The sequence below is a fragment of the Tenacibaculum ovolyticum DSM 18103 genome, assembly GCF_000430545.1.
GTDB lineage: Bacteria > Bacteroidota > Bacteroidia > Flavobacteriales > Flavobacteriaceae > Polaribacter > Polaribacter ovolyticus.
Genome location: NZ_KE387163.1, coordinates 730,797 through 743,407 on the forward strand (window position 1 = coordinate 730,797; position 12,611 = coordinate 743,407).

The following is a 12,611-nucleotide window of genomic DNA, read 5'->3' on the forward strand; positions in this document are numbered from 1 at the left end:
TTACAACATAAGCTAAATTATAAACGTTTATTTAAAACTAAGCATACCAAAAACAAATTAAAATGATTTTTCAACATTCATAAATATTTTAGTAATTTCGAACTTCTAAATAGAGATAATGAAAGTCTGTATCGCAGAGAAACCAAGTGTAGCACGAGAAATTGCTAATATATTAGGAGCCAATACCAAACGAGATGGATATTTCGAAGGTAATGGTTATGCAGTTACCTATACTTTTGGTCATTTATGTACTCTTTTAGAGCCTAAAGATTATAAAGCGCACTGGAAAAGTTGGGATTTAAATAATTTACCAATGCTTCCTGAACGTTTTAATACCAAAGTAACAAACGATGGAGGTATTCAAAAACAATTTAACATCGTTAAATCTTTATTTGAAAGAGCTGATGTTGTTATTAATTGTGGGGATGCAGGAACAGAAGGAGAATTAATACAACGTTGGGTAATAAACCAAGCTAATTATAAAGGAGAAGTACAACGCTTATGGATTTCTTCCTTAACCGAAGAAGCTATTAGAGATGGTTTTAACAACCTAAAACCTGCTGAACAATATGATAATCTTTATTATGCTGGTTTTTCACGTGCTATTGGTGATTGGTTACTAGGTTTAAACGCTACTCGATTATATACCGTTAAATTTGGCGGTTACAAACAAGTATTATCTGTAGGTAGAGTACAAACTCCTACCCTAGCCATGTTGGTTAATCGATTTAAAGAAATTGAAAATTTTAAACCACAACCTTATTGGGAATTGCAAACTTTATATCGTGAAACCTTATTTAGTTATGAAGAAGGTCGTTTTCTAAAAAAAGAAGAAGGTCAGGTTTTTGCAGATAAAGTAAAAGAAAGTGATTTTGAGATTACTTCAGTTACCAAAAAGAAAGGAAAAGAATACGCACCTAAATTATTCGATTTAACGGGTTTACAAGTATATTGTAATAATAAGTTTGGGTTTTCTGCTGACGAAACATTAAAAATGGTTCAAAAGCTTTATGAAATGAAAGTAGTAACCTACCCAAGGGTTGATACTACCTTTTTACCAAATGATGTGTATCCGAAAATAGCAGGTATTTTAAGTAAACTAACGAATTATAGTCAATTAACAAAACCACTATTAGGTCAGAAAATAAAGAAATCAAAAAAGGTTTTTGATGATAAAAAAGTAACCGATCACCACGCTATTATTCCTACTGGAATTCAAAATAATTTACAATACAATCAGCAACAAGTGTATGATATTATTACACGTCGTTTTATTGCTGTTTTTTATCCAGAAAGTGAAGTTGCCAATACCGCTGTAATTGGTGAAGTTGATAAAATTTCATTTAAAACAAGTGGTAAAGAAATTTTATCAAAAGGATGGCGCATTGTTTTTGAAAACGGAAATGACACTAAAAAAACAGAAGCAAATACACTTCCTACTTTTGTAAAAGGAGAAAAAGGACCTCATGAGCCTAGCTTTTTAGAAAAAGAAACCAAACCGCCTCGTAATTATACAGAGGCAAGTTTACTACGTGCTATGGAAACGGCAGGTAAACAGGTTGATGATGATGAAATGCGTGAATTAATGAAAGAAAACGGTATTGGTCGTCCTTCTACTCGTGCAAGTATTATTGAAACATTGTTTAGAAGAAGATATATTGAGCGTCAAAAAAAATTAGTAATTCCTACACAAACAGGTATCGATTTAATTGATTTAATTGATAACGAATTATTAAAGTCAGCTGAATTAACTGGTCGCTGGGAAAAACGTTTAAAAGAAATTGAGCGAGGAGATTTTAATGCTGGTACTTTTATTAATAACATGAAAAAAATGGTGGACGAATTAGTATATGAAGTCCGCTCTAGCACAAAAACAAAACGCCTTTCTTCAGAAAGTGAAACTAAAAAAGTAAAACCTAAAAAAACACCACCTAAGAAAAAGGCTGTTGTTGGTAAAGAGTGCCCAAAATGTAAAAAAGGGCAATTACTAAAAGGAAGTTCTGCATACGGTTGTTCAGCTTATAAAACTGGTTGTAATTTTAAATTACCTTTTGATTTTATGGCTAAGAAAATTTCTGAAAACCAATTAATTCGTTTAATTGATAAAGGCTGTACTACTAACTTAAAAGGCTTTAAACAAGGAGAAACAAAAATTGAAGGTTTGGTTCGTTTTGATGACGCTTTCAATTTAAAATTAGAACCTAAACAAGTGTCAGTTCGAGCGGAGTCGAGAACAACTGAAACTCCAGATACCATTACATGTCCAAAATGTAAAAAAGGAACTGTTTTAAAAGGTAAATCGGCTTATGGATGTTCTAATTATAAAAATGGATGTAAGTTTGTTTTTACTTTTGATAACATCAAAAAAATAGCCAACGGACAACCATTAACAAAAGAATTGGTGTTAAAAATTATAAGTTCTAATTAAATTATCGTCATCACGAGTGAAGAATGAACGAAATAATCCTTCTATTTAGAATAGAATTGCTTCATTTCATTCGCAATGACGTTCCTAATATTCTGTTTACATCTAAATATTTACTTATTAAGCTCATTATGGTAATGTTCAATTAATTTATCAGGGTTTTTAATTGTATTTTTTATCCATTCAAAATATAACACTCTTTTTTCTTCTGCTGATAATTCCCAGTTCACTGCTGTTTTTCTTAAACGAGAAGTTACATCGTTTAAAGTTATCGCAGCTGCAACCGATATATTTAAACTCTCAGTAAAACCAACCATTGGTATTTTTAAAAAACCATCAGCTTCCTGTTTTATATAATCAGAAATTCCGTCTTTTTCAGCACCAAATACAAAAGCAGATTTCTTTGTTACATCAAAATCAGCTAACACACAAGAATCAGTATGTGGTGTTGTACCAATAATTTGATATCCTTTTGCTCGTAAATCTTCTAAACAAGCTTTGGTATTATCACCGTCTTCTTTGTATCTATTAATGTTTAACCATTTCTGACTTCCTTTTGCAACATGCCTAGATACTTTATTTGTAAACCTATTCTCAATCGCATAAACATCTTGAACCCCAAAAATATCACAGCTCCTTACAACAGCGCTTGCATTATGTGGTTGAAAAATATCTTCTAACACAACCGAAAAATGGCGTGTTCTCTTACTTAACACTCTGTTAAATGTATCTTTTCGTTTATCTGTAATAAAACCTTCTAAATACGCTAATAATCCTTCATCAATCATACAACAAACATACTAAAATTTCATTCTTTAATTTCATAAAAACTTATAATGGATAGTTTAAAAAACTGATCGTTTTTATAAAACTTATACGCTACTCCATTAGTTAAATAACTTTCTTAATCTTTCTGATTAAAATTTATTTCAAGTTAATATATACATACTTTAAATTAGTGTAATTTTGAATTTATATGAATACTCTTTTAAATAACAATAATTGGCAATCTCAAAAAGTTAATCAAGCAATTATAATAATGATTGCTATATTAGATTCAATACTATTTAACTTACATAAAGCATTATCAGTATTTAATAATTTTTCATCAGAAACTAACAACACTTTGAATATACCTTTATTAGATATTATATTTAGATTGATATTTCTGTTTTCAGTTTCGTGGTTCATACTTCAACTAAATACTAATTGGTATAAACATTTAAAGAATAAAAATTTCTATATAGAAATAGGCATCTATATAATTGTTCATGTAGTCTTATTTTTTATTGTCATTAAATTTTTTCTTCTTATTTCACCATTTATTACAAAACAAGAAGCTTCAAAATCTGAAATTGAGCTGCTATATTTTGGTTATACTATAATTTTTTTAACCTTAATTTTTATAGCTAAATTGTTACGTTATCAAGTTATTCACAAAAATGATTTAATTGAAAAAGAAGCACTTAAAATACATAGTTTACAAAATGAATTAATGGCTTTGAAGAATCAGGTAAATCCTCATTTTTTATTCAATTCTTTAAACTCCTTGAGTGCTTTAGTTAGAGATAATGAAGAAGCAACAACATTTATTAGTAAATTATCTTATCTATACCGATACATATTACAAAGTGGAGAAAAAGATGTAGTTACTTTAGAAGAAGAATTAGATTTTTTAAAAAACTATGTTCATTTAATAAAAGCAAGATATAAGGATAGAGTTTCAGTAAATGTGAATATTCAAGAACATTTATTAAACTATAAAATTCCTGTTTTATCTTTACAATTACTTGTTGAAAACGCAGTAAAGCATAACGAAACGTCAAAAGAAAACCCTTTAATTGTTAAAGTATTTAATCAAGAAAATACATTAATAGTTCAAAACGAAATAAAGCCAAGAATTACATTCGGTCCGACTACAGGAAAAGGATTAAAAAATATACAAAAACGTTTTTCATTATTAATGAAAGACACTATAACTATTGACAAGGCAAATAATAATTTTAAAGTTAAACTACCATTATAATGAAAGTTGTAATTATAGAAGATGAAATAACAGCAAGTGAACAGTTAGAGTTTTTATTAAATAAAATAGATCAGAATATAGAGGTTTTAAAAGTTTTAGATTCTGTAAAATCTAGTATTTCTTATTTGTCTGAACCCAATGATGCAGATTTACTTTTTATGGATATTCACTTATCTGATGGTATTTCATTTGAAATATTTAAGAAAGTAAACATAACTACTCCTATAATTTTTACTACAGCTTATGATCAATATGCTATTAAAGCTTTTAAAGTAAATAGTGTAGATTATTTATTAAAACCCATTAATAAAGAAGAATTAGAAAAAGCTATTGGTAAGTTTAAACAATTAAACAATACACCTGAAGTAGCAAAACCTCAAACACAAATTCAAGGACTTTTAGAGCTCCTTAAAAAAGAAACCTCAACATATAAAACAACGTATCTCGTTCAAAAACAAGATACGCTACTACCTCTAAAAATAAATGACATTGCTTTTTTTACTATTGATACTGGTATAATTAAGGCTGTTACTTTTAATAATAAATCATTTATAATTAATGAAAAATTAGAAGATATTGAAGAAGAAATTAATCCAATGCAATTTTACAGAGTAAATAGACAGTTTATAATTAACAGAGATTCTATAGTAAACATAAAACCCTATTTTACAGGTAAGTTAATATTAAATATAAATCCTATTAACAAAGAAAAAATTGTAATTAGCAGAGCAAAATCTAAAGATTTTAAAGACTGGATTAATTCTTAATATTAATTTTTGTCTTTTAATTTCCTTTGTCAATCTTTTTTGTTTGCAACTGCAGATTGGTTAATGTACTTACCAACAACAATAGCTGTAATAACAACTAAATACATTTGTCCCATTAAACCAATTAATATAGTTGCTTTTTGAGCTAAAGTAGTAACTGGTAATATATCACCATAACCAATAGTTAACAAGGTTATATAGCTAAAATACATCAATTGTTCTGTTAAAGCATCAGTATTTGAAGCTATCACTTTTAAGCCTTCGAAAGAACCAGGATTTGAAATTTCTATTGCTAGGCAAATAAAAAAACCAATTAAACCTAATGAGATATAACCACTAATTAAACCAAAAATAACATTTCTATCTACAATTTTAGCTTGCCAAACTTGTTTAATTAATTGCGTGGCTACAAAACCATAAAACAAAAAATAGCCTGCCATTTTTATGTATCTAAATAGCAATTGTTTTTCTTCTAGCTTAAAAATAAAGTTTGATAATAGTATGCATAAAAGCCCTATAAAGAACCATAAAAAACCCTTGCTTTTTGATACTAAAACAATACCTGCAACAATATTTATTAGAAAAAATATAGATAGTACTAAACTTTCAAAAACACCTGAAGGAATTAGTAATGAGCCAAATAATATTACTATTTGACTAATAAAAAAAATACTAAATCGATGTGAGTATAATCTTTCTAACATTTTAATTTAGCAAATCTTCATTAAACTCATAATCTTTATAATCTACTTTATACATTACGCTATAAAATGCTGGTATAAATAACAACGTAATTACAGTACCAAATAATAAACCAACCATAATAGTTACCGCCATTGGCTCCCACATTTCACCTCCACCAAGATATAATGGTATTAAACCTAACACCGTAGTAAACGTTGCTAATAATATTGGTCTAAATCGTTGTAAACAAGCTGCTATAATAGCATCTTGTGGTTTTCTTTTTAATTCGTTTTCTTCTATTTCAATTCTATCAACTAGTACGATAGCATTATTAATAACAATTCCGGCTAATGAAATTACACCTAGAAATGCCATAAATCCAAATGGTACACCAAATAATAACAAACCTAAAACCATACCTATAACACCTAAAGGAATTGTACAAACTATCATTATCATTTTTCTAAAAGAATTAAATTGAATGATTAATAACATAACAATTATAAATGCTGATAAAGGTAAATAGTTAGCAACAGCTCCCATGTTCTCTGCTGAACTTTTAGCATCACCACCTAACTCGTAATTATAACCTTTACCCCAAATTTCTTTTTGTTCTTCTAGCCAAGGTGTAATATTTTGTGCTACTTCTGAAGCATTACCCGTAATTGTTAATTCACTCGATACTTTAATTGTTCTAGTTAAATTAACTCGTTTAATTTTTGAGTATTGCCACTCAGGAACTATAGAAGCTACTTGTAATAAAGGAACACTCTTTCCTGAATTTTGTGCGTAAATATTTAAAGTTTCTAATGACGATAATGATTGCTGTTTCTTTTGATCACTCTTCATTACAATAGGAATAGATTTATCTCCTTCTCTATACTCACCTGCTTGAAAACCGTCTAAAACAGTTTGCAAAGATGTTGCAATATCTTTATTTGTAACTCCAGCAGTTTGTGCCTTATTAGCATCAATATCAATAACGAATTTTTTACCTTTTGGTCCCCAATCGTCTTTAATATTTTTAGTTCCTGAAATCGTAAATAATTTTGCCTTTATCACTTCAGAAATACTTGCTAGTTTATCTGGATTATCACCAGACACTTCAATTTCTACAGGCGTTCCACCTCCTCCAGAACCAAGTAGCCCTACTTTAATGTCAGCATTCGGAAAGTTTTCAAATCCAAAAGCATCTAGTTTTTCAACCATTAGGTTATTAACTAAAAAAGATGATGTATTTATTAAAATATGAGCATAATTAGAATTCGCTTCATCTGCATTATAACCTAAATCATAAGCAGCCGGTCCTTCTCCGATATAAGCTGACCAATCTACAATTCCATCAATTTTACTGTCTGTTATTTTTAAATCAGATAGCATATAACTTTCAAGTGCGTTAACAACTGCAGTCGTACTTTCTATTTTTGTACCTTCTGGTAAATTAATGTCAACAGTAATCATATTACGATCACTATCTGGAAAAAAAACAAAGCTTAAAAATCCAAATCCGAAAATAGATAAAAAAAACATGAATACAATTAATACTAAGACCGATTTTTTCCAAGATAAGGCTAACAAAATTAAATCTTTGTATTTACTTTTAAGTCCATTTATAAGCCTATCCAAAAAGCTAACTTTACCATCTTCTTTCGGTTTTACTTTTAAAAAGAACACACAAAATAACGTTACAATACTTAATGCAATTACCCAAGAAGACAGCAATGCTATAGTAATAACAACAAAAATAGGCCCCATAATATCACCCATTACAGATTCTGCCATAAAAAAAGCTAAGAATGCTGCAGAGGTTGTTAATGTTGAAATTAATAAAGGGGTAAACAATTCTGAACAAGATTCTATTGCTGCTCTTTTAACAGAAATACCTTCTTCCATTTTTACCATAACCGATTCTGCAACCACAATAGCATTATCAACCATCATACCCAATGCCATAATTAATGCAGCTAGTGAAATTTGATTTAACCCTATATCAATTAACCCCATTATCATTAAAGTTGTAATAGTTACGATAGGTATTAAACTCGCAATAACCAACCCTGTTCTTATACCTAAAAAGAAAAGCATTACAGCTAGTACAATAGCTATAGCTTGTAAAAGATTACCTATAAAATCACTAATTTTTAAATCAATATAAGTATCTATTGATGCTAAACGAGACACTTCTAAACCAACTGGTAATTTATCCTTCCATTCTGCCAATACAACATCTAATTCCTTACCTAATTTTATAATATTAGCTCCTTTTTTAAGTGATACATGAAGTGAAATAGCATCTTTACCATTAATACGTACTTTTTGCTTTGGTGGGTTTATATATCCTTTTTTTACAATAGTAATATCTTTTAAAGCTAATACTTGACCATTTTGACCAACTGGAATTAGCATATTACGAATAGATGCGATATCATTAAAATTTCCTGTAGGTTCTAAAATAATACGTTCTGATTCTACGTTAATCGTTCCTCCAGAACTTAAAATATTAGTCCCAGCAATAATATTCTGCAATTTATTAGCTGTTAATCCATATGTTTTTAAGCGTGTATTTTCAAACTCAACAAATACACGTTCATCTTGTACACCTTTTAATTCTACTTTTGCAGCATCATCTAATTTAATTAAGTCATCTCTAAGATCATCTGCATAATCTTTCATTTCTGCATATGCAAAACCATCGGAAATTAACCCAACCGCAATACCAAAAACCTCACCAATACCATCATCTTTTAACTGTGGGTGTACATTGTTTGGTAAACCTTTAACGGTACTTAACTTACGTCGTAATCTATCCCAAACAGGTTGTAATTCTTCAGGTTTAACCTCCATCTTTAACTCTACATTAACAACTGAAAGCCCAGTACGAGATGTACTTTTAACAGATTTTAATTCTGGTAATTCCTGTGCTATTTTTTCAATTTTATCACTAACCAATTCCTCTACTCGCTCAGGGCTTGCTCCTGGAAAAGAGGATACAATTGAGGCTACACGAATAGTATATGGCGGCATACTATCTCTTGATAATGTTGTGTAAAAAAGCACTCCCATAACCATTACAACTGCCAATATACTTAAAACAACACGGTTACGATTTATTGAAAACTCGGTAAGATTCATAGTTTATTTTTAAGTTGATTATTATTTTAGTCTTACTTGCTGACCATTAAGTAAAGTTTGTAAGCCTGCTGTAGCAATTCTATCACCATTTTTTAAACCGCTTTTTACCTTAAAGCCATCCGTTGTCAATTCCCCTAATTCTATATGATGTTTATTAACTTTACCCTTTTTACCATCTTTTGATGATATAACAAATACAAAACGACCTTTACCATCTTCTCCAACAGCTTTTACTGGGATAATTAATGATTTATTAGCTATTTCATTAACTTCTGAAAAATCAAAAGTTACGCTTGATGCCATTCCTGGTTTTATTTCCTCTAAAGGCGTGTCTATACCAATTGATGCTTTATAAGTTGCTGCGTCGGTATCTATAATTGGAGATACTTCTATAACAGTTCCTGACAACCCTTTACCTTCTAATGCTGAAAATTCTAATTTAGTTACCATACCAATAGTTACTTTATTCACCACTGTTTCAGGTAAACCAACTTCAATCTTCATTTCTTTACCAGCATTTAAAATTGCAAATTGATGTCCAGCTCCAACACGCTCACCTACTCTACCTTTAGTATCTGCTATCAATCCGTCTTTAGGTGCTTTTATAACGCCATAACTTAATTGTGTTGCTTGAATACTTTTGTTTCGTTTTGCACTTTCAAATTGATCTAAAGCTGTTTGATATGAGTTTTTAGCTTGCTCGTAATCACTCAACGAATTACTTCCCTTTTCATATAAAGATTTTACACGATTAAGGTTAGATTTTGAGGTATTCATTGAAGATTTAGCACTTTTTAAAGCCGACACACTTTGCTCGTAAGCTAAACTTGCTTCTACATTATCAAGCTTTGCAATTACATCTCCTTTTTTTACTTTTTGACCTTTACTTACATTCACTTTAGTAATAATTCCACTACCTCTAAAACTTAACTCTATTTCGTCACCTGCTTTAGCAACTCCACTAAAGGTTCTTATCTTTTGTGTATTAACATCTCCAACAACTGTGTACTTTACAGGCCTTAAAACAGTTTCCTTAGTCTTTTTTTCTTCTTTACAGGATACAAAAGCAATTAAAGTTGATAAGATTATTGTTATATATAGTTTAATTTTCATGATGGTAGCTGTTAGTTTTTACTTAAAAAATAAGTGTTAACACTTTGAATGAATTCTTGATTTTCTACTTCAGTATGGGCTAAAAAGAAATACCCAATAGTACGTTCTAATTTCATTGACGTTAGTAAATAGTTATAATTTGCTGTAGCACTTCCTAATTGCGATTGTAAATAATTGTTTTGTGCATCAATTAATTGAATCACTGGTACCGCTCCTTGTTTATATGCATTTTGTGTTAAATCTAAACTTTCTTTAGCTGTATTTTCTGCTACCTTAGAAATTTCAATATTGGCTATCTGACTAATTAAATCTAGAATAATATCATTAACATTCTTTTCGATACTTAATTCAATATTCTGTTTTTCAAAACCTAATTGTTCTTCTTGTATTTTAGCTGTTTGACGTTTAATATTACGTTGATTTTGATTAAAAATAGGAAGTGACACATTCAATCCAAAATTATACGTTCCATCTGGAGCACTTGGAAAACCTGCTGGAATAGTAGTTCCTTGTCCAGATCTTGAGATAGCTAAATTATACTGTCCTTGTAATGCTACTGTTGGTATAAAACGCCCTGTATCATTTAATTTATATGTACGTTTTGTGACGTTTAAATTATAATCTAAACTCTTTAATTCTGGTGCATTTTTCTTAGCTTCTTCAACTAAAAAATCAATTAATGCTGGTTGCAATTTTGGATTATCTAAAATCGTATAAAAATCTTCGTACTTATAATTTTTAAAAACACCTTCTGATAATACTGCGTCAGCAATATCTATGTCTTTATTTATAGTTGTATTTCTTAATTGATTAATCGTAAAAAATGCTTGTTTAAGTTGGTTTCCAGCATCAATAAGGTGTTGTGTATTTTGTGCTAATTGACTTTTAAAACGTAATACATCTGATTTTCCTGAAGCTCCACCTTCAAAATTTTGCGTTGCTAATTCTAAATTTCGTTTTGTTAACTGCAAATTTTGGTTCTGAATAGTAGTATTTGTTTTTAATATTAAAGCATTAAAATAAGCAACAGATGCATTCAATAAAGCATCTAACTCACTAGCGTTGTATTTTGCCTTTTCAGCCTTTTGTAATTCTTTTTGAATATCAACATTTGCTGATGCACTTTCAGAATAAATAAGTTGTTCGGCAACAATAGCTCCTGAAGTTGAAAACTCAGGGTTTGTTCCATTAGATATTTTAGCAACCTTTGGATCTAAATAAACACCATTAACACTTGCTGTAATATTAGGTAAATAACCACTCTTAGCCAATTTTACATCTTGTTGAACTAACTCTATACTTTTTTTAGCTGAAGACAAACCTAAATTTCTATCAACAACACTATTCATTATATCTAAAAGAGATAAAGCACCTTTCTTATTAGATTCTTCATTGCCTGCAATAAAATCTGCAGAACCTAACATCGCATACCGTAATGGAAAATCTATTTGTTTAGCTGTATTAAAATTTATAGTTAACTTGTTTTTATATTCTAATAGTATTGGTAATTCAGATGCATTTGTTCCATTTGTTATGGCTTCAACGTTTAAAGCAATACGTCTAAAAAATTGATCTAAATTTGTTTGTGGTTGATTGGTTGCCAAAATACCACGTTCAACATCTGCAATTCTATTAGCAGAGAATGAGGGTAATTTCTTAACATTTACAGTATTTATTAAACTTTTGAATTCAATATTATTTAATTGAAAACCTCCTGCTAGATAAACAGCGTCTAAACCATCTAGTGACTCAGATATTAAACCTTTTTCAGAAATTTTAATAATTTTATATTGCTTTCTTTCTTTTCTAAAATAAGGGTCAAGTACAGACTTAAGTGGTAATATATCAGCCACATAATCATCAACTATAATTCCAATGCTTTTATAATCGAATAATGTTTTAAAAGCCTCTAGATCTTTTTTATAAGATAAAGGCGTAATGATATATGTGATGTTATTAATTTGACTTGTTTTCTGCTCTGGTGAAAGGTTTATAAAATCAGAATTTATAGAACCAAAAACAATTGTTGGCTTTGCATAAGTTTTATACTGGTAAATAGCAATATTATCTAACACACCTAAAGATAAAATAATATCTACACCATTATTATCAACTAACGAACTATAGTTTGTTTTTGCTTTTTCTAAACTATAATTATTTTCCAATGGTTTATTGAAACTAATTGTTTGGTCTTGCCCAAGAACAGCGCTAATCTCTGTTTTTAATTGCGCTAATAAAGGTTGAATTTCTGAAGTATTTTTATCTGTAAGAAGCCCTATAGTAATAGTTTGTGCATAGCTTAGTTTAAAAATTAATACAAAAAATAAAAATGGTAGTGTTTTTTTCATTTGTGACATAATAATACGTAAAATAAACATTTTAAATATATAACAATTAATTTACTTTTATCTTTTAAAGTTATATTCTCTTACGAAAAAACACTTTTTGTTAAGGTCTGATAAAG

At 29.2% G+C, this 12,611-nt stretch carries 8 protein-coding genes; 3 read left to right on the forward strand and 5 right to left on the reverse strand.

Translation table 11 applies throughout. The annotated features are described in order from the left end of the window. The first annotated feature begins 118 nt into the window (after positions 1–118). Positions 119–2,428 (forward strand): DNA topoisomerase 3, encoded by a 2,310-nt coding sequence (locus H518_RS0113405; protein ID WP_028889542.1) that lies wholly within the window; start codon positions 119–121, stop codon positions 2,426–2,428. A 110-nt stretch (positions 2,429–2,538) separates the two neighbouring features. Here H518_RS0113405 and H518_RS0113410 read toward each other — a convergent pair whose 3' ends face one another. Then, a complete protein-coding gene (locus tag H518_RS0113410) occupies positions 2,539–3,213 on the reverse strand; it encodes a TrmH family RNA methyltransferase (protein ID WP_028889543.1) in 675 nt (224 codons plus the stop codon). Positions 3,214–3,401: 188 nt separating this feature from the next. Between H518_RS0113410 and H518_RS20575 the strand changes: the two genes are divergently transcribed. Both H518_RS20575 and H518_RS0113420 read left to right on the forward strand, forming a co-directional pair. Next, positions 3,402–4,451, forward strand: a complete 1,050-nt coding sequence (locus H518_RS20575) for a sensor histidine kinase (protein ID WP_051263774.1) — start codon at positions 3,402–3,404, stop codon at positions 4,449–4,451. Next, on the forward strand, positions 4,451–5,218 hold the full coding sequence (locus H518_RS0113420; RefSeq protein ID WP_028889544.1) for a LytR/AlgR family response regulator transcription factor: 768 nt from the start codon (positions 4,451–4,453) through the stop codon (positions 5,216–5,218). The genes H518_RS20575 and H518_RS0113420 overlap by 1 nt, the downstream gene beginning before the upstream one ends. Positions 5,219–5,247: 29 nt before the next feature. Here the strand turns inward: H518_RS0113420 and H518_RS20580 are convergent, their stop codons facing one another. Genes H518_RS20580 through H518_RS0113440 form a run of 4 tightly spaced genes read right to left on the reverse strand, consistent with a single transcriptional unit; the run spans position 5,248 to position 12,495 of the window. Beyond that, entirely contained in the window at positions 5,248–5,922 is a 675-nt protein-coding gene (locus tag H518_RS20580; protein ID WP_028889545.1) for an ion channel, read from the reverse strand. 1 nt (position 5,923) lies between these two features. Continuing rightward, positions 5,924–9,034, reverse strand: a complete 3,111-nt coding sequence (locus H518_RS0113430) for an efflux RND transporter permease subunit (protein ID WP_028889546.1) — start codon at positions 9,032–9,034, stop codon at positions 5,924–5,926. A gap of 21 nt (positions 9,035–9,055) precedes the next feature. After that, entirely contained in the window at positions 9,056–10,147 is a 1,092-nt protein-coding gene (locus H518_RS0113435; RefSeq protein ID WP_043706930.1) for an efflux RND transporter periplasmic adaptor subunit, read from the reverse strand. Positions 10,148–10,158: 11 nt separating this feature from the next. After that, on the reverse strand, positions 10,159–12,495 hold the full coding sequence (locus H518_RS0113440) for a TolC family protein (protein WP_028889548.1): 2,337 nt from the start codon (positions 12,493–12,495) through the stop codon (positions 10,159–10,161). Positions 12,496–12,611: the final 116 nt, after the last annotated feature.